This window comes from Rhodanobacter sp. UC4448_H15, from assembly GCF_052978265.1.
In genome coordinates this window covers 3,707,764-3,725,447 of record NZ_CM129665.1, presented here as the reverse complement: position 1 = coordinate 3,725,447, position 17,684 = coordinate 3,707,764, and the positions used below count along the sequence as shown (strand labels likewise).

14 protein-coding genes are annotated in these 17,684 nt (G+C 64.6%); 3 read left to right on the top strand and 11 right to left on the bottom strand.

Translation table 11 applies throughout. From position 1 onward, the window contains the following. Positions 1–36 precede the first annotated feature (36 nt). The 3 genes from ACVCMI_RS17060 to cutA all read right to left on the bottom strand — a co-directional run bounded on the left by ACVCMI_RS17060 (position 37) and on the right by cutA (position 3,213). Entirely contained in the window at positions 37–600 is a 564-nt protein-coding gene (locus ACVCMI_RS17060; RefSeq protein ID WP_447097988.1) for a TlpA family protein disulfide reductase, read from the bottom strand. Further along, entirely contained in the window at positions 600–2,789 is a 2,190-nt protein-coding gene (locus ACVCMI_RS17055; protein WP_447097989.1) for a protein-disulfide reductase DsbD family protein, read from the bottom strand. Before ACVCMI_RS17055 ends, ACVCMI_RS17060 begins: the two co-directional genes overlap by 1 nt. A 100-nt stretch (positions 2,790–2,889) precedes the next feature. Further along, positions 2,890–3,213: a divalent-cation tolerance protein CutA gene (cutA, locus tag ACVCMI_RS17050; RefSeq protein ID WP_447097990.1), complete on the bottom strand. Its 324-nt coding sequence runs from the start codon at positions 3,211–3,213 to the stop codon at positions 2,890–2,892. A gap of 233 nt (positions 3,214–3,446) precedes the next feature. On the opposite strand from cutA, the gene ACVCMI_RS17045 reads away from it, so the two are divergent. After that, complete coding sequence (locus tag ACVCMI_RS17045; protein WP_395120292.1) at positions 3,447–3,740, top strand: co-chaperone GroES; 294 nt, start codon at positions 3,447–3,449, stop codon at positions 3,738–3,740. Between the two features lie 132 nt (positions 3,741–3,872). After that, positions 3,873–5,522: a chaperonin GroEL gene (gene groL / locus ACVCMI_RS17040; protein ID WP_395120291.1), complete on the top strand. Its 1,650-nt coding sequence runs from the start codon at positions 3,873–3,875 to the stop codon at positions 5,520–5,522. Positions 5,523–5,654: 132 nt separating this feature from the next. Here groL and ACVCMI_RS17035 read toward each other — a convergent pair whose 3' ends face one another. The 8 genes from ACVCMI_RS17035 to ACVCMI_RS17000 all read right to left on the bottom strand — a co-directional run bounded on the left by ACVCMI_RS17035 (position 5,655) and on the right by ACVCMI_RS17000 (position 14,571). Further along, a complete protein-coding gene (locus ACVCMI_RS17035; protein ID WP_447097991.1) occupies positions 5,655–6,893 on the bottom strand; it encodes a type II restriction endonuclease in 1,239 nt (412 codons plus the stop codon). A gap of 52 nt (positions 6,894–6,945) precedes the next feature. Continuing rightward, positions 6,946–7,698: a DUF6339 family protein gene (locus ACVCMI_RS17030; RefSeq protein ID WP_447097992.1), complete on the bottom strand. Its 753-nt coding sequence runs from the start codon at positions 7,696–7,698 to the stop codon at positions 6,946–6,948. After that, positions 7,695–8,528 (bottom strand): hypothetical protein, encoded by an 834-nt coding sequence (locus ACVCMI_RS17025; protein ID WP_447097993.1) that lies wholly within the window; start codon positions 8,526–8,528, stop codon positions 7,695–7,697. The genes ACVCMI_RS17030 and ACVCMI_RS17025 overlap by 4 nt, the downstream gene beginning before the upstream one ends. Next, complete coding sequence (locus tag ACVCMI_RS17020) at positions 8,518–10,410, bottom strand: hypothetical protein (RefSeq protein ID WP_447097994.1); 1,893 nt, start codon at positions 10,408–10,410, stop codon at positions 8,518–8,520. The genes ACVCMI_RS17025 and ACVCMI_RS17020 overlap by 11 nt, the downstream gene beginning before the upstream one ends. A gap of 88 nt (positions 10,411–10,498) precedes the next feature. Further along, positions 10,499–10,915 (bottom strand): very short patch repair endonuclease, encoded by a 417-nt coding sequence (locus ACVCMI_RS17015; protein WP_447097995.1) that lies wholly within the window; start codon positions 10,913–10,915, stop codon positions 10,499–10,501. Continuing rightward, on the bottom strand, positions 10,915–11,142 hold the full coding sequence (locus tag ACVCMI_RS17010) for a hypothetical protein (protein ID WP_447097996.1): 228 nt from the start codon (positions 11,140–11,142) through the stop codon (positions 10,915–10,917). The genes ACVCMI_RS17015 and ACVCMI_RS17010 overlap by 1 nt, the downstream gene beginning before the upstream one ends. Positions 11,143–11,208: 66 nt before the next feature. Continuing rightward, a complete protein-coding gene (gene dcm, locus ACVCMI_RS17005) occupies positions 11,209–12,465 on the bottom strand; it encodes a DNA (cytosine-5-)-methyltransferase (protein ID WP_447097997.1) in 1,257 nt (418 codons plus the stop codon). Between the two features lie 201 nt (positions 12,466–12,666). Next, a complete protein-coding gene (locus ACVCMI_RS17000) occupies positions 12,667–14,571 on the bottom strand; it encodes an LTA synthase family protein (RefSeq protein WP_447097998.1) in 1,905 nt (634 codons plus the stop codon). A 178-nt stretch (positions 14,572–14,749) separates the two neighbouring features. Between ACVCMI_RS17000 and glnE the strand changes: the two genes are divergently transcribed. Continuing rightward, on the top strand, positions 14,750–17,620 hold the full coding sequence (gene glnE, locus ACVCMI_RS16995; protein WP_447097999.1) for a bifunctional [glutamate--ammonia ligase]-adenylyl-L-tyrosine phosphorylase/[glutamate--ammonia-ligase] adenylyltransferase: 2,871 nt from the start codon (positions 14,750–14,752) through the stop codon (positions 17,618–17,620). Positions 17,621–17,684: the final 64 nt, after the last annotated feature.

Genomic DNA, 17,684 nt, shown 5'->3' with positions numbered 1-17,684 from the left:
AGGGATTGCCCTGCGCTGGCGTATGTTTGGCCGAACTCAGGGAGCACCTTGCTGCGGCGCCAACCACTGGGTCAGCAGCTGCGGCGAAAGAATGCCGGCGTGAGTCGCGATAATGTGTCCATCGGCGCCGATCAGCACGCTGAATGGCAGGATTTCGGCCTCATCGCCCAATTGCAGGGATGTGCTCGGTGCCTCCATATTGCCCAGCAAGATCGGGTAACTCACCGGTTGCCTGGCCAGAAAAGCACGAACGTGGTCGGGCTGATCCATGGCGATTCCCAGCACGATCACCCCATTATCGGCGAACTTGCGTTGGGCTTCGTCGAGCGCGGGCATTTCCTGCAGACACGGGCCGCACCAGCTGGCCCAGAAATTGATGAGCAGGCGGCGCCCGCGGTACGCCGTCAGCGCGTGCATGCGCCCGTCCAGATCCGCCAGCGTCAGCGCCGGCAGCGGCTTGCCGACCATCGCCGACACGGCCGGCGCGGCGACCGGAACGGAGGCTGTCGCGCGATGGTGTCGGTATTGGGCCAGCCCGCCGCCGAGCAGGGCGGCCAGCGCGGCGAGCAGCAGGATCAGGCCGGAGGTGCGGTCGAGCATCAGCGCGCCGCGTCGGTCAACGCCCGTTCGACCATCGAGGCGGTCAGCACGGTCGACAGCTGCCGGCCGGGACCGCCATCCTTCGGGAACACCACGTACAGCGGCACGCCCGGCGAGTGGTACTCGGCCAGGAAGGCGCTGATCGCCGGGTTCACGTCGGTCCAGTCGCCCTTCATGTAGACCGCGCCGGTGCGCTGCAGCAGGTCGCGGAAGCGCGCGGTGTCGAGCACCGTGTGCTCGTTGGCCTTGCAGGTCACGCACCAGTCGGCGGTCATGTCCACGAACACCGGCGTGCCCGCTTCGCGCAGCGCGGCCAGCTTCTCCGCGGAATAGGGCACCACGCCGTCGGCCATGCGGGCTGCGGTTGGCGGCGGCACCTGGCTGAGCAGGCTCATCGGCACCAGCGTGGCGACCGCCAGCACGGCCACCGCCAGCTTGCTGACCACGCCGCGCGAACGGCTGCGCTCGAACCACCACAAGGTCATCGCCAGCAGCACCATCGCCACCAGCACCAGGCCCACCGCGTCGGCGCCGCGCTGGTTGGCCAGCACCCAGACCAGCCAGGCGGCGGTGAGGTACATCGGGAAGGCCAGCACCTGCTTCAGCGTTTCCATCCAGCGCCCGGGCTTCGGCAACCATCGCGCCACCGCGGGCACGAAGCCGATGGCCAGGAACGGCAACGCCAGGCCGATGCCCAGCATCAGGAACACCAGCAGCGCCGACAGCATCGGCGCGGTGAACGCATAGGCCAGCGCGCCGCCCATGAAGGGCGCGGTGCAGGGGCTGGCCACCACCACCGCCAGCACGCCGGTGAAGAAGTCGCCGGCCGGACCGGCGCGCCGCGCCAGCCCGGCGCCGGTATTGCCCAGCGAGGCGCCGAACTGCACCACGCCGGACATCGACAGGCCCACCGCCAGCATCACGCAGGCCAGCACGCCGACCACCACCGGCTGCTGCAGCTGCGTACCCCAGCCCAGTGCGTGACCGGCGCTGCGCAGGGCGAGGATGCCCAACCCCAGCGCGGCGAAACTGCACAGCACGCCGGCGGTATAGAACAAGGCATGGCTGCGCCGCGTGGCGGGGTTTTCGCCGCTCTCCAGCACGCCGACCGCCTTGATCGACAATACCGGCAACACGCACGGCATCAGGTTGAGGATCAGCCCGCCGCCCAGCGCCAACGCCAGTGCGGCGAACAGGCTGGTGCGCAGCGGGCCGCCGTTGGTGGCCGGCGGCAGCTCCCTGGCGGCGCTGGTCGGCATGCCGGTGGCGACCGTGCCGCTGCCCGGGTCGAGTTGCACCGTGCGCGTCATCAACGGGTAGCACAGGCCGCCGTCCTGACAACCCTGGAAGGTCGCCTCCAGCGTCAGCGGTCCGGACCTGGCGGGTACGCCTTCGAGCGCCACCGGCACTTCGACCTGGTCGAAGTACACCGTGACCTCGCCGAACTGCGGGTCCTGATGCCGCACGCCGGCCGGCCACGCGGGCGTCCCCAGCTGCACGCCGTCGGCCTTCCTCAGCTTGAGCGTGGTGTGGTCGCGATACAGGTAATAGCCCGCCGGCATGGTCCAGCGCAGCAGCAGTTGCTGCGGGCTCTGCGCCAGTGCCTCGAAGCGGAACGCCTGCTCGGGCGGCAGCGGCGCCCGCGTCACGCCGGTGGCGGCGCTCTGTCCGCCGCGGCCGAGCTGGTCCAGTGCCGCGCCCAGCGAGCCCGCGGGTGCGGTCGGTGCGGTGGCGGTCGGCAGCGCCAGGTCCAGTTGTTCGGTATGCGGCGGGTAACAGATCTTCGGGTCGACCTCGTGGCAGCCCTGGTACTGCACGCTGAGCTTCAGCCGCGTGGTGCCTGTGGCGACGGTGTAGGGAATGCTGGCGTCGATGTCGTGGTGGTAGGTCTCCACGTCGCCCAGGTATTCATCGTGGTATTTCCTGCCCTCGGGCAGTTGCGCCTGGCCCAGGGTGACGCCGTCGCCGGCCTTGAACTTCATGCGGCCGCGATAGAGGTAGTAGTCCGGCGCGACCTTCCAGTGCAGCTTGAGCACGCCGGGAGTGCCGGCGTCGGCGCTGAGCTGGTAGGCCTCGGTCACCGGCAGCAGAGCGTCGGTGTCCTGCGCCAACGCGGGCAGGCCGGCCAGCAGCAGGCCCACGCCCAGCAGCAGGCGGGCAAACATCGGGCCGGCGGACAACGATCGCATCATGACTCCGGAAAACATGGGGCCCGCGCGCGGGCAGCGGTTCATTATGGCGCAGCCGGTTCGCTGCGCCGCGGCGTGCTTCATTTGGTCGCGCCGGACTTCAGTCCCGGCTGTGCTCGCGCACCCAGTCGAGGTAGGCGGCATGGCCATCGGCCACCGGCACCGCGATCAACTCCGGCACCTCGTAAGGATGCAGTTCCAGCACGCGACGTTCCAGCGCCGGCAGGCGGGCGGCGGTGGTCTTGATCAGCAGCAGTTCCTCGGTGTCGGTGTGCACCGCTTCCTGCCAGCGGTAGGTGGAACGCACCGCAGCGATCCCGCTGACGCAGGCGGCCAGCCGCTCGTCGACCAGCGCCCGGGCGATGCGCCCGGCGCTGTCTCGGTCGGGGCAGGTGCAGTAGCAGAGCAGGACGGTGTCAGGCATGCCGGCCAGCCTAACCGGCGGAGCCGCCGCGCGCACCCCTGCCTCGGGCTCGACGCCCGCCCCTTGAAACCTGCACCCATCCACCCAATTAGCTGTACGTTCCCGGTCCGAACGTCTTGCAGCGGCAGTTTGTGTCGCTAGAATTGGCACTCATCTACCACGAGTGCTAACAAGATCGCCGGATCGGGGTCTTGAAAGCCTTGTTCCACCTCAAACGACATCGGAGTCCTTCCATGAGCAAACTGCGTCCGTTGCATGACCGCGTCATCGTCAAGCGTCTCGAAGAAGAGCGCGTTTCCGCCGGCGGCATCGTCATCCCCGACAGCGCCACCGAGAAGCCCACCCGCGGCAAGGTCGTCGCCGCCGGCACCGGCCTGATCATGGCCGACGGCAAGGTTCGCCCGATGTCGCTGAAGGAAGGCGACACGGTGCTGTTCGGCAAGTATGCCGGCCAGGAAATCAAGATCGACGGCGAAGAGCTCGTGTTCCTGAAGGAAGACGACATCGTGGCGGTGATCGAGGGGTGATGGGCTCGGGGCCGATGGCCGGTTGAGCGCGACGAAAGTCAAAAGCGCGCACGCCAGTCGCCTTCGGCTCCTTCTTGCAGCTCTTTCGTGACGTTTCCCATTCTTATTCAATTTTTTTGAGGCAAAAAAATCATGGCAGCCAAAGAAGTCCGTTTCGGCGAAGACGCCCGCGCCCGCCTGCTCAAGGGCGTGAACACCCTGGCCAATGCGGTCAAGGTCACCCTCGGCCCGAAGGGTCGCAACGTGGTGCTCGAGAAGAGCTTCGGCGCGCCCACGATCACCAAGGACGGCGTGTCCGTCGCCAAGGAGATCGAGCTGGCCGACAAGTACGAGAACCTCGGCGCGCAGATCGTCAAGGAAGCCGCTTCCAAGACCTCCGACGTGGCCGGTGACGGCACCACCACCGCCACCGTGCTGGCGCAGGCGTTCATCCAGGAAGGCCTCAAGGCCGTGGCCGCCGGCATCAACCCGATGGACCTCAAGCGCGGCATCGACAAGGCGGTGACCGCCGCCGTCGGCGAGCTGAAGAAGTTCTCCAACCCCACCGCCAACGACAAGGAAATCGCCCAGGTCGGCACGATTTCGGCCAACTCCGACACCGACATCGGCGACATCATCGCCAACGCGATGAAGAAGGTCGGCAAGGAAGGCGTGATCACGGTCGAGGAAGGTTCCGGCCTGGACAACGAGCTGGACGTGGTCGAGGGCATGCAGTTCGACCGCGGCTACCTGTCGCCGTACTTCATCAACAACCAGACCTCGCAGCAGGTCGAGATGGATGACCCGTACATCCTCATCCACGACAAGAAGATCTCCAACGTGCGCGAGCTGCTGCCCGTGCTGGAAGCCGTCGCCAAGGCCGGCAAGCCGCTGGTGATCGTCGCCGAGGAAGTCGAGGGCGAGGCGCTGGCCACGCTGGTGGTCAACACCATCCGCGGCATCGTCAAGGTCGCCGCCGTCAAGGCGCCGGGCTTCGGTGACCGTCGCAAGGCGATCCTGGAAGACATCGCCGTGCTGACCAACGGCCAGGTCGTGTCCGAGGAAGTGGGCCTGTCGCTGGAGAAGACCACCATCAACGACCTCGGCCGCGCCAAGCGCGTGGTGATCACCAAGGAAAACACCACGATCATCGACGGTGCCGGCGACGCGGAGAAGATCCAGTCGCGCATCGGCCAGATCAAGGCGCAGATCGAGGAGACCTCCTCCGACTACGACCGCGAGAAGCTGCAGGAGCGCGTGGCCAAGCTGGCCGGCGGTGTTGCCGTGATCAAGGTCGGTGCCGGCACCGAGATCGAGATGAAGGAAAAGAAGGCCCGCGTCGAAGACGCCCTGCACGCCACCCGCGCTGCGGTGGAAGAGGGCGTGGTCCCCGGCGGTGGCGTGGCGCTGATCCGCGCGCTCAAGGCGGTCGAGGGCCTGAAGGGCGACAACGCCGACCAGGACCTGGGCATCGCGATCACCCGCCGCGCGCTGGAAGCGCCGCTGCGCGCGATCGTCGCCAATGCCGGCGAAGAGCCGTCCGTGATCCTCAACAAGGTCAAGGAAGGCAAGGGCAACTTCGGCTACAACGCGGCCACCGGCGAGTTCGGTGACATGGTGGCAATGGGCATCCTGGACCCGACCAAGGTCACCCGCTCGGCCCTGCAGCACGCCGCGTCGGTCGCCGGCCTGGCGATCACCACCGAGGCGATCGTCGCCGAGCTGCCGAAGAAGGAAGAGCACAGCCACGGCGCCGGCGGCATGGGCGGCGGCATGGGCGGCATGGGCGGTATGGATTTCTGAGTTGTCCCCCGCCGCGACGCGGCGACGGATCAACTCGGTGCGTTCGAGCGGCAGGGCTGCCGCTCAACGCCCCGGAAATCCGGCGGCAATACGAAAAACCCCGCTTCGGCGGGGTTTTTCTTTGCGCATGGTTTATATGCGGCGCTGCCGATCCAATACGCATCGCGTAAAACAATCGAGGTCAAACAACCATCTCTGCTGTACAGAGGTGTAGGTTGCGTGGAGGCCCCGGGGCACCACGAGTTGCAGGTGCTTGCTTCGCATCTCAGCGGTCTGGTTCTCGCTGATGGATGTCTCCATCGTGAGCAAGTGCTTGCTCCGGATGCGGTCGGCTTCAGCAAGAACCTGACGCCAACGATCCTTGCAGGTGCTTTTGACCGCCAGCATCGTCAAGCGAAACGGGTCAAAGCTGGTGTTGTGATACTCGTTTCTCCCAGGGAAAAGGAAGTCGGGTTTGGAGCGGTTCTCGGTGACGGCAGTTCGCGCGTGACGGATCCCCATGCTCGAAAGTATGACTTCAATATGATTCTCGAGGGCCAAGCCGACACGACTCTTGCGCCTGTTTTGCACAGACAGGGAGAAGTGTATGAAGTCGTCGACGTGATCGGCATCGAATCCTTGGGCCAAGCGCTCCCCAATTAGGTGTCGTTCGAGGATGCGAAACAGCGTCTCCTCCCTTTCCATCCATGCCATAAGTGCTTCGTCAGGGCCTTCGCGCGGGTCGACTCCATTCAGCGTTTCCCTGGCATACGTCGAGAAGTCACGAGTGCTCGGGAAGCCGCCCTGAAAACGTTTGAGCATGGCTTCGAGATGACCATCATCCTGCTGTGTGACTTCAACGCCGATGCTTTCGAGAATGGCAGTTGCCGCAAAGCCAACATCGTTGTTCTTCAATTGCTCATCAGTGCGGACGGCGAACTTGCTTAGGTCGCCCCCTGTCACGCCGAAAAGCCATTCGATTTGGCCGACGGCGCTAGAGCCGCAAGCGGCAATCACGACCAGTAGGCCTTCATCGCGCCGTTTGGCAAGCAGTAGCAAGTCACCCGGAGAGGCCTTGAGCGATACGGCTGTGGTCGGGAAATAGAAGCGGTACTCAGCAGGCCGATGTGGCTGACGCGCACGACTGTCATAGAGAGTTAAGAACGCATCTTCGACGATGGGCTCATCACTTTCATTGTCGAGGTAGACGAATCGGGTGGGCAGAGTGGTCGGCTCGGTCGGCCTCCCCATGAAGGACAGCATGGGCTTCGTGGCGTTGTACTCATGTTGGTTCGAGCGTGTCTCGTCCGCCTCAACGGCAGACAGTTGCTTGATGGCTGTGCCTTCAAAATACTCGGACAGCTGGCCGCGCTTCATCGCTTGTTTTTCCATGGCTGCGGTGGTTCTTGTCGAAGAGCTTGGTAGCGTTCAGCAGTCTTTTCCGTCACAAAGGATTGGCCCGGTCAGTGCTCAGCGCGGCCGACAAACACTGGTCCATGAATTGTGTGATCCGCGCCTCATCCCATACCTCGAAAGCGATACCTGCCCCAAGAAGATTGATCTTTTTCATGAACTCGCGAAACAGTCTTTCCCCGTTCAACAATTGACTGTACTTCTCGAGAGCCAGAACGATTCCTTTGGCGAGGATCGGACGAGCGGCAAGGCCTGGGCGTTCGAGAAGGTTCAGGCGGATGTCTGCCCTTGCCAGTGTGATTTTCAACGCTCTGGCTGGGTTGTCCGGCATGATCAGCTTTGCAATGTGATGATTCCACCACAGGCGGGCAATCGCATGATCATCACGGCAACCAGTCAAGGTTGGGGCAAAGAAGTGTTTGGCGACGGCCTTTGTCAGTGCATCATCATTCATTGTGGACTGCAGCCAGCGCCTGCGTGCGTATTCTAGGCACTCGACGTGGCTCAAACGTATCCATACACGATTCTCACGTGCCAGTGCCGGGGTCAGTTTGTCAAGCGCGTGGCCAACAATCAGGGAGTTGCTGATTTCAGCAGCGGCACCATCGGTGAGTTCCAGTCGCTCAAGACTGGCAAGGTCTGCATCGATGGATAGAGGAATGCGCCAGTCCCCCTTGCTCTCCATGTCACGAAAGTTCCCCTCTCGATAGCGATCGAGATTCTCCGCGACCTTGTTCTTCAGGTCGTCAGCAACCTGCTGCCCGACATAAAGGAGTTTGCTCATCGATCCAACCTCTCGATGATGCCCTGCAGCGAGCCCAGTGGAGCATCGAGAAGCTTCTGTGCTGATTCGGCATAGTCGTGATTCTCGATGTCGATTCCTTCCGCATTGCAGCGAGCCATCATCACGCCGTGCCAGCGCTTGTCCTGGAATTCGGACTCACCCCGCATGATGTCGAGTACCGACATGATGGCGGGAAGGAACACAGATGGGAGCATGAGATCACACAGGTCGGCACGTCCGCGCAAGAGGCCGAGAAAGGCATGCAGGTCAGGATGAACCATGATCTGAATTGCCTCGTCGTCAGGGTTGATTCTGAAGCTTCCCTTCGGGACGTCCTCGTGTTTCACGAGCGTGAAAATGGATTCCAGTGGAGCAAGCTTTTCGAGGCCAGCCTCGAAACGCAGTTCGTCGCTTAAGGCCAAGACATCTCCGGCATTGACGATCTTTGCGTCATCGGGGAACTCCTTGTCGATGTGCTCGGAATCCAGCCTGAGATCGTCCCGAACAGCGATCACGGCAGCGCGGACATTCACTGTGCCACGCACGATGCCGTTGACGAGCGGGATGGAGATGTCTCCGGGTAGGCATTCCTCGAAGCGATCCAGATAGGTGTCGCGGCACGTGACCATCAGACCCGATTTAGCCTTTCCGGACTCCAGCAGCTCCTGGATAGATCGCTCGTTGAGAATCAAGTTGCCGCGCAGTGTGGCGTCGCTGCAATTTGCGCTTTCCTGGACGTCGAGAAAAAGCTCGAAGCTTCCCTTGCTGTAATCCTGTGTTTCCGAAGAAAGGATAGGATGTGGAAAACTGATGCCGTGATCAATGCGCATCGGCTTCTCCATCAATTGGCGTGAGAACTACGCGAATTGGCCCCGAGTACGGGGTGTCGAATTCGATTTCGAAATTTGCGCGCGCGCCCTGTTCGAGAAAGACCCTAGGAGACCTGGAACACGGCGTTCCGCCGATGGAGCGAATGCCAAGGGCCTCGTTACTGGAGACGCCTGTGGCGACGATCTCGAGAATTACCGTAGCGGATTCTTCAGGAGTGAGTGCGACCAATCGGGTGGCGCCCGAGCCCGACTTGGAACTGCGAAGCCCAAAGTAGGGAATGCTTCTGCCGCCTCTGCCACCGGCCACGCCTCGGCCGGGGCCCTGCCTCTCGCCGGAAGTCTGGCCGCTTTTTGTTTTGCTCTGTTTAAGGCCACCGGATGAGCCTGATTCGCCAGTGTCTCCACTGCCTGTGCGAGGTTTGGGTGCAGTTGGCTTCAGGGCGATCTTTGGACGTTCGGGGTCATTGTTGATGTTGGTCGGATCGGGTATCACCTTGCCTGCACTCGGGTTCGAGAAAAAGCGGTTCATCTCGTCGAGCAGGATCACTGCTTCAGCCGGCTTGGTGGTGCTTGCCTTGATGGTTTCTCTGACCCACGTCCCGACTGCCTTCATGGCAGACTTGTACCGCTTGCGTTTGTCGAGTTCATCAATACGCTCTGGCGAAATTTCGTCGTGTCTGGGGCTCTCCATGTCCCGAATCTGGCTGCTGGTGTCGCGATTGGCCGGTTCGAGCAGGGCGACAAAATCCTTGGACATCGGGAAGCGGGCCATGGGGTGACCGAAGTGTTTCAGGTTGTCCGCGATGTACATGCCGTTACGAAGGATGCCGAGGCGGCGGGGGAATCCGTCCTTTTGCAGGAGCGTCATCTTGAAGGTCCCGATGGGGGCGAAAGTCTGCTCACTCCGTTCCGATACCGGGCTTTTGAGTGCTTCCAGCATTGCTGCGCTGAAAGTCAGGTCGTCGGTTGTGCCCGAACTTTCCGCGGCTGCGCGTACCTCCGATTCATCGAAAAGTGCCGTGACCGTGTCCTTGTCTATCTCTATGGGGCCGACGTCAGGACGTTGGACGGTAAAGCGGATGGATCCATCCTGGATGGCGGAGAAGAAATTCCGAATCAAGGATTCGGTCATCAACCATTCCCAACCGGGCTCATTTGAGAAGCCGATGCTAGCCACGGTGGTGCCGATTCTGTTGCGGCGAAGCCATGCGGGAAGAGAACTGGTGTTATCGACTGGCATGTAGCCGCCGTTACCCCAGTATCCGGTGGAGCGTTTCGGGCCACTTCCTTCATCGTGGGATACAAGGATGCTCTTGCCTTGAGCAAGGAATGCCGGCTCGCCTCCGTCCAAGTAACAAGTGGAGTAGAACACCGTCCGGAGGCTGGAAATGGTAAATGCGGCATTCTTGCCAATTCCGAATGAGCCACCGGCGTCGGTGTCCGTTTTCTGACTGATTCCTGAGGATTTGACCAACGCGTGGAAAGCTGTTCCCTCCACGGCTGGGCCGACGAGGCCAGTCGTACCATAGTCTTCCATCAACAACACAGGGATGTTGGGACGGTCAGCGATTCTGATCGCGCGCTCGAAGAACTCTTTGTCCTTCTTGTGGTTACGCGTCTTGGCCTGCTTCAGGCATACGGCAAAGGTGCCTTTGAGATCCTGCAACCCAGGAATCTCTGAACTCCGCGCCAAAAGCAACCGGAATATGAGATGCACCGGCTCGGATGTGCCGTCTGGCCGGCGTGCTGAAGCGTCGAGGCTGTTCTGTGAGCACTCGCGAGCGATGCCGGGATAAGGTGAGCCCTTGAACGTCTCGATACCGGCATGGCCGAGGCCTTCCTCTTCCCTGCCTGGATTGGGCAAGAATTCCCAGTGTGCCATGTGATCCCCCTGAGTCTGCAACAGTACGCATTCAACGTTAAACCAGCATTGGAAGCGTGGGCAAATCGCGTCGGACCCAAAAGAGTTCTCAGGACTTGCGTTTCGATTGAATTTCGTCGACAAGCAGCTGAAGTCTTCCCAAGCTGACTTCGCATTCCCACACGATGAGAACCTTCCATCCGTGCTTCTCGAGTTGGGTTCGAACTCGGGTGTCACGTGCCAGATTCTGTTTGAACTTGGCTTGCCAGAAATCCCTGTTGCTGGCTGGTGTGGCTGCGTACCGGCAGCCGTGATGCCGATGCCAGAAGCATCCGTGCACGAAAACGACCGTGCGGTATTTCGGTAGCACGATGTCCGGCTTGCCGGGGAGGTTCTTCGGTGCGATTCGATAGCGCAAACCCCGTGCGTGCAGATATTTCCGCACGATGATCTCCGGCTTCGTGTCGCGCCCGCGAATGCCGGACATCATCCGGCTTCGCGTGGCACGATCAACTACGTCCGTCATCAGTTGCCGCGTGGGAGGCCGGCGGCTTTCATGAAGATGGGATACGCCGTCTCGCAGACCTCGTCGCCGAATCGGCCGAACATTTCGGCCATGATGGCGTCGAGCTTGATGCACTCGTTGGACTGGAAGAGCATTTCGCCGCTTGCATTGCTGATGATGTCGCAGGGCCTGTCTTCCGGATGGAACAGCAGGCCGCGCAGGGACATTTCCGAGAACCAGCGCGACATGCCTTCGCGACTCTTGTTGGCGAAATCGGGGATGCGGGATGCGTGCATGACGACTCTCCTTCGCTATCAGGCATAGGCTGCGAGCAGCGGCACCTGGTGGACACCTTCCTCTTCTTGTCGTATCAGCTCGAGCACGCGGGGCACCATGATGCGCGCTACTTCGCGCATGACCGGCATGACGACGCTGTTTCCGAATTGTTTGTACGCCTGCGTATCGCTCACCGGGATATGGAAGCTGTCCGGCAAACCCATCAATCGCGCGCACTCGCGCGGCGTCAATCGCCGCGGTCGCTTGCGCGGTCCCTGTGATATCAGAATCTCTGATCCGTCCTTGTAATAGCGCGCGGAAAGGGTTCGCGTCACGCCATCGCCATCCACCAGTCCGAAGCCGAAGCCGTTGCCGGCGGCGCGGTGCTTGGCGGCATAGTTTTGCAGATAGGCCCAAAGGTTTGGAGTGAGCGTGTAACGCGCATCCACCTTGGCTTGCTTGCCGGTGGTGTAGTGGGATTCCGGCAACTCGCTGCCGTCCTGCGGATGCAGAATGCTGCGCAGGCGCGGGCCTTCTTTCGGAAGTTGCAAGTCGTCCCAGGTGAAGTCGGTCGGTTCGCGGAAGCCGACAATCAGGATGCGCTCACGATGTTGCGGCACGAAGTGCTGACCGTCTATCACCTTGCAATAGATGTGGTAGCCGAGGTCCTGTTCCAGCACTTTCTTGATGACGCGAAAGGTATTGCCCTTGTCGTGGCTGACGAGGTTTTTCACGTTTTCCAGCAGAAATGCCCGCGGCTGCTTTGCCTTGATGATGCGTGCCACGTCGAAGAACAGCGTGCCTTGCGCCTCGTCGGCGAAGCCGTGGGCGCGGCCCAGCGCGTTCTTCTTGGACACGCCGGCGATGCTGAAGGGCTGGCAGGGGAAGCCGGCCAGCAGGATGTCGTGATCGGGAACGTCGTGTTCGTCGACTCGGGTGATGTCTCCCTCGAAGCTGTGCGTCGATTCGGGGAAGTTTGCGAGGTAGGTTTTCTGTGCGTACGGATTCCACTCGCTGGTAAACACGCAGCGCCCGCCGTGGGCTTCGAAACCCATACGGATGCCACCGATGCCGGCGAACAAGTCGATGAAGGTAAACGCGGCATTTGGATTCCCCTTCGACCCGGTGAGCGGCAGCAGATACTGGCGGATGGCGCCGATGACGTAGGGCGGGGGATCTGTTTCGCCCGTTTCCCAGCGACGCACGGTGCGCACGCTGACGCCCAGTGCCTCGGCGAGTTCACGCTGGTTGTAGCGACCGCGCAGACTGGCCAGCAAATGCCGGATGTTTTCCATGGCTTGTCGTTCCGGTAATGATTGCGGTCAGTATGTCCGCAAGATGTCCCCATGACAAGCGGTGAAGATGCCCGGGCATGTCCATGCCGGGCAGGCATCATCGTGTCGTGCGATGTCTGATGTTGACGGCGCGGCGTCTCGTGGGCTGATACCGGAGCGGCGCATCACTCGCGTCGACGCTGAGCCCACCCAAACCGCCGATCAATGCGCCGTTGCGGGCTGTTCCTCGACCGCCGGAGGCATCGCGGTGGCGTGGACCACTTGCGTCATCGCGGCGGTGGCGTCCAGTGCCTTGGCCAGCATCGGTTCGAGCTTGCCGCCCATGCGCAACTGGTCGACGCCGGCCATGGCCTTGTCAAGTTGCCGCTGCTCGTCGCTCTGCGGGCGCGGCGGGGCGCCGGGGGCGGCGGTGAGGGCGGCGATCTGCGGGCCGACCAGTTCGGTCAGTGCGAAATAGGGATCGTCGTGGATGCCGAGGTGGGCCAGCAGTTTGCCCGGCAGCAGCCAGGAGGCGGTGTCGGCCTGCAGCGGTTTGGACGGCCGTTTCGGGTCGACCAGCAGCCACACGCCGGCCTGGCCCAGCATGTCGCTGCCGTCGACGAAACCGGTGATGTGGTAGCTGTTGCTGAGGGCGGGCAGGTGGTCGCCGTAGAACAGCACCACGCTGGGCCGGTCGCGTTTGGCGAGCAGCTTCACCAGCCGGCCGAGTTCGGCGTCGGCATGTTTGAGGTGGTAGAGGTAGGTCTGCAGCTCGAGCTTGTCGCGGCCGGTGATGCCGTCGGGCACCGGGATCGCGTCGCGTTCGGCGACGTGCGCGGGCTCGATGTCGTAGGGGCCGTGCGCCTCGATGCTGATGGCGAAGATGAACTGCGGCGGGCCGCTGTCCTTGAGCTGGGTCATGATCTCGTCGGTCATCGCGCTGTCGGCCATGTACTTGCCGTCATTCGGCGCGCCGGGCGGAAACGAGGATTGCGACACGAACCGGTCGAAGCCGATTGCCTGGAACGCGGTGGTGCGGTTCCAGAACGCCGGGTCGTTGCCATGCAGCGCAAGCGTGCTGTAGCCGTGCGACGCCAGCGTGCGCACCAGGCTGGGCAGCGACTTGTGGCTCATCTGCAGGTAGGGGAACTGCAGGTTGTCGAAGTAGCGCAGCGACAGGCCGGTGAGGAACTCGAACTCGGTGCGGATGGTGCCGCCGCCGAAGGTGGGCACGTGCAGTTTGCCGCTGCTGCCATGCCGCGCGAGCCGGCGCAGGTTGGGCGCGAAGTTGCTGTGCTCGTAGCCGTGCATGATCGACGGGTCGAAGAACGATTCGCTCTGCACCACCACGATGTCGGGCAGCTCACCGGTTGCCGCCGGCTGCCGCAACACCTGTTGCAACGCCGGCGCGGATTGCGCAATCAGCTGCTCGGCCGCGGCGCGGTCGGGCTTGTGGTGGCCACCGCCGTATTGCAGGTGGAACAGCATCAGCGAGCTGATCAGGCCGGAATGGTTGGTGGTGACCCGGGCCGACCACGGCTCCAGCCACAGCACGCGCGCGTTGTAGATCCTGCCCCAGGCGGACAGGCCCACCAGCATGCTGACGAACGCCGCGGCCAGCAGGCCGCAGGCGGCGAGGCGCTTGCCACCGGTATGCCGCGGTACCACCGGCGGCTCGTAACGCCACGCCAGCACCACCAGCGCCAGCGCCGCCAGCAACGCGAGGTACGGCCACGGGCTGTGCGGCAGGTAGCCGGCCAGCAGGTGCATGCCGCCCTTGCGCAATTGGCCGATCATGCGGAAATCGTCCGGCAGCAGCGGCGTGCCGAGGTTGGCCACCTTCAGCACGTTGACGCCGTAGACCAGCCCTTGCAGCGTGAACGCCAAGCCGAACGACAGCCAGGCACGGCGGGTCCACGCCAGCAGCGCGCCGGCCAGCAGCAGGCCGGGCAGCGCATTGGCCAGCGGGAACCGCGGCTGCTTGAGCAACTGCGCCGTGGTCACCCCCACGCCGCCGTCGACCAGCCCGGTCAGCAGCACGAACGCCAGCGCCAGTGCCAGCACCAGCGCGATGCGCGCGCCCAGCGGATACCTGGCGCTGCGGATGTCGGGAGAGATCAGGGGCATGTGGCGACTGCCGGGGTCGTCATGGGTGGTCTCCAGAATGTAAACAGGACTCGATGAACGGCGGGTGGCGCGCAAAACGACAAGTGTCGGGCCTGCCGCAGGCATGCGCAACGCACGAACGGGTCGGCCGTGCACGGCGATGCGCGGCGTCGCCGCCGCGCTGCGGCACAATGGGCCGATGAACCCGCCCGAATCCGCCGCGCTGCGCGCGCTGATCGATGATCGCTACCGCGAGCTGGAGCGCCGTTGCCGCGCCGCCGGCGTGCACCTGCATGACGATGCCGGCGTCGCCGAACGCATCCGTCGCACCTTGCTGGCCAGCGATTTCGCGTTCGACACCTGGTGTCGCCAGCCGCAGCTGCTCGCCCCGCAGGGGCTGGATCGCCTGCGCTCCGGCGCCGATGCCGGAGCCCGCATCGACGCGCTGCCACTGCCGGAGGACGAAGCCGGCTGCATGGCCGCGCTGCGCCGCTTTCGCCATGCCGAGGCGTTGCGGCTGGTGTTCCGCGACGTCAACGGGCTGGACGAGTTGCCGGAAACCCTGTCCGCCACCAGCGTCCTGTACGAGGCGCTGCTGGGCAAGGCGCTGGCGTGGGCCACCGCGGCAATGGCCGCGCGCTACGGCCACAGCCGCGATGCGCAAGGCGTGTTGCAGCACCTGCTGGTGGTGGGCTTCGGCAAGCTCGGCGGCAGCGAGCTCAACTTCTCCTCCGACATCGACCTGCTGTTTGCCTACCCGCACGGGGGCCAGAGCGACGGCGCGCGGCCGCTGGACAACAGCGAATACTTCGTGCGGCTCGGCCGCCAGCTGGTGCGCCTGCTCGGCGAACCGACCATGGACGGCATCTGCGCGCGCGTCGACATGCGCCTGCGCCCGTTCGGCAAGGCCGGCCGGCTGGCGCTGTCGTTCGCCGCGATGGAGCAGTACTACCAGAGCGAGGGGCGCGACTGGGAGCGCTACGCGTGGATTAAGGCGCGCGCGGTGGCCGGCGACCGCGCCGACGGCAAGCAGCTGCAGGAGATGCTGCGCCCGTTCGTCTACCGCAAGTATCTCGACTACACCGCGTTCGCCGGGCTGCGCGAGATGAAGGCGCTGATCGACGCCGAGGTGGCGCGCAAGGATCTGGCCGACAATCTCAAGCTCGGCCCCGGCGGCATCCGCGAGATCGAGTTCATCGTGCAGCTGGTGCAGCTGATCCGCGGCGGACGCGAACCCTCCCTGCGCGTGCACGGCCTGCTCGGCGCGCTGGCCGCCTGCGAGGCGCGTGGCCACATCGGCGCGCAGCGCGCGCGGCGCTTGCGCGAGGCCTACGCGCTGCTGCGTCGGGCCGAAAACCGCGTGCAGATGCTGCGCGACGCGCAAACCCACGACATCCCCGACGATGCCCTGAGCCGCGAACGCATCGCGCTCAGCCTCGACTACCCCGACTGGGAAACCTTGCGCGCGGCGCTGGCGACCCATCGCGCGATCGTCAGCGAGGAGTTCGCCGCCGTGCTGATGCCCGCGCATGGCCAGGTCGCCGCCGCGCCGGTCGCCGACGTGCGGCTGTGGGAGCACGCCTGCGACGAAACGCTGGATGCGGCCACGCTGGAGGCTTCCGGTTTCGCGCCCGCGGCGGAACTGGCCGACGCCTTGCTGAAGCTGCCGCAAGCCGCCTCGGTGCGCGCGATGTCGCCGCGTTCGCGCGAGCGGCTCGACCGCTTGCTGCCGCAGCTGCTCGGCGCCGCGCGCAACACTCCGGCGCCGGTGCCCGCGCTGCTGCGGCTGTGCCGGCTGATGCAGGCGGTGGCGCGGCGCTCGGCCTATCTCGCGCTGCTGGACGAGCAGCCCGCGGCGCGGCGCCGGCTGGTGCGGCTGTTCGCCGACAGCGCCTTTCTCGCCGAACGGGTGATCGCCCAGCCGCTGCTGCTGGACGACGTGCTCGATCCGCGCATCGACCAGCTGCCGCTGCGCCGCGCCGACATCGCCGCCGAGATCACCCGCGTGCTCGGCACGCTGGATGAGCGCGACGCCGAGACCGAGCTGGAGCGGATCACCGAGTTCCGTTCGTCCACCGCGTTCCGGTTGGGGCTGGCCTTCAACGACGGTCGCGTCGACGCCGAAGCCACCGCACGCCGGCTGGCCGCGCTGGCGGAGTCGGTGGTGGGCGCGGTGCTGGCGCTGGCCGAGCGCGATCTGGTGGCGCGGCATGGCCGCCTGCCGGGCACCGGGTCGGGCTTCGCCGTGCTCGGTTACGGCAGTCTCGGCGGCGAGGAACTCGGCTTCGCCTCGGACCTGGACCTGGTGTTCGTGTTCGACGGCCAGCGCGCGCAGGCGATGAGCGACGGCGAGCGTCCGCTGGAAGGCTATCGCTGGTACCAGCGGCTGGCCCAGCGGGTGATGAACTGGCTGACCGTGCTGACCCGCGCCGGCCGTCTGTACGAGGTGGACACGCGGCTGCGTCCGGATGGTTCCAAGGGCCTGCTGGTAAGCAGCCTCGATGCGTTCGTGGCCTATCAGCGAAGCCGTGCGTGGACATGGGAGCACCAGGCGCTGTTGCGCGCGCGGCCGGTGGCTGGCGACGCGGCGCTCAACGCCGAGCTGGCGACAGTACGCCGCGACGTCCTCGCCGTGCCGCGCGACCCGGCCGCGGTGCGCGCGGAAGTGGCCAGCATGCGTCAGCGCTGGCGCGCCGAGCGTGACCGTTCCGACGAGCAGCAGTTCGACCTGAAGCAGGGCCTCGGCGGCCTGCTCGACATCGAGTTCGCGCTGCAGGGACTGGTGCTGGCGCACGCGGCGCGGCAGCCGGCGCTGCTCGGCGTCACCGCCAACGCCGGGTTGATCGAGGCCTGCCGCGTCGCCGGCGTGCTCGACGACGATCAGGCGGCGACCCTGGCGGCCGCGCACGCTGGCCTGCTGCAACGCGCGCTGGCCTGTACGCTCGACCTGCGCTCGCGCATCGCGCCGCGCGACGCCGCGCTGGAGCAGTTGCGCGCCGGCGTGCGCGGAGTCACCGACGCGCTGGGCTTCGCCTTCGCCGCCGACGCGGAGCCGCCGCCGCAGGGTTGAGAGGAATCGCGCGCATGCTCCTTGCGCGCGATCCGGGGAGTGTTCGCGGAGAGCCCTTCGCTTC

What these genes read in the sequence shown, in the direction of transcription:
- ACVCMI_RS17060 (WP_447097988.1), bottom strand. Translation starts at nt 600, where the DNA reads ATGCTCGACCGCACCTCCGGCCTGATCCTGCTGCTCGCCGCGCTGGCC.
- ACVCMI_RS17055 (WP_447097989.1), bottom strand. Translation starts at nt 2,789, where the DNA reads ATGCGATCGTTGTCCGCCGGCCCGATGTTTGCCCGCCTGCTGCTGGGC.
- cutA (WP_447097990.1), bottom strand. Translation starts at nt 3,213, where the DNA reads ATGCCTGACACCGTCCTGCTCTGCTACTGCACCTGCCCCGACCGAGAC.
- ACVCMI_RS17045 (WP_395120292.1), top strand. Translation starts at nt 3,447, where the DNA reads ATGAGCAAACTGCGTCCGTTGCATGACCGCGTCATCGTCAAGCGTCTC.
- groL (WP_395120291.1), top strand. Translation starts at nt 3,873, where the DNA reads ATGGCAGCCAAAGAAGTCCGTTTCGGCGAAGACGCCCGCGCCCGCCTG.
- ACVCMI_RS17035 (WP_447097991.1), bottom strand. Translation starts at nt 6,893, where the DNA reads ATGGAAAAACAAGCGATGAAGCGCGGCCAGCTGTCCGAGTATTTTGAA.
- ACVCMI_RS17030 (WP_447097992.1), bottom strand. Translation starts at nt 7,698, where the DNA reads ATGAGCAAACTCCTTTATGTCGGGCAGCAGGTTGCTGACGACCTGAAG.
- ACVCMI_RS17025 (WP_447097993.1), bottom strand. Translation starts at nt 8,528, where the DNA reads ATGCGCATTGATCACGGCATCAGTTTTCCACATCCTATCCTTTCTTCG.
- ACVCMI_RS17020 (WP_447097994.1), bottom strand. Translation starts at nt 10,410, where the DNA reads ATGGCACACTGGGAATTCTTGCCCAATCCAGGCAGGGAAGAGGAAGGC.
- ACVCMI_RS17015 (WP_447097995.1), bottom strand. Translation starts at nt 10,915, where the DNA reads ATGACGGACGTAGTTGATCGTGCCACGCGAAGCCGGATGATGTCCGGC.
- ACVCMI_RS17010 (WP_447097996.1), bottom strand. Translation starts at nt 11,142, where the DNA reads ATGTCGCGCTGGTTCTCGGAAATGTCCCTGCGCGGCCTGCTGTTCCAT.
- dcm (WP_447097997.1), bottom strand. Translation starts at nt 12,465, where the DNA reads ATGGAAAACATCCGGCATTTGCTGGCCAGTCTGCGCGGTCGCTACAAC.
- ACVCMI_RS17000 (WP_447097998.1), bottom strand. Translation starts at nt 14,571, where the DNA reads ATGCCCCTGATCTCTCCCGACATCCGCAGCGCCAGGTATCCGCTGGGC.
- glnE (WP_447097999.1), top strand. Translation starts at nt 14,750, where the DNA reads ATGAACCCGCCCGAATCCGCCGCGCTGCGCGCGCTGATCGATGATCGC.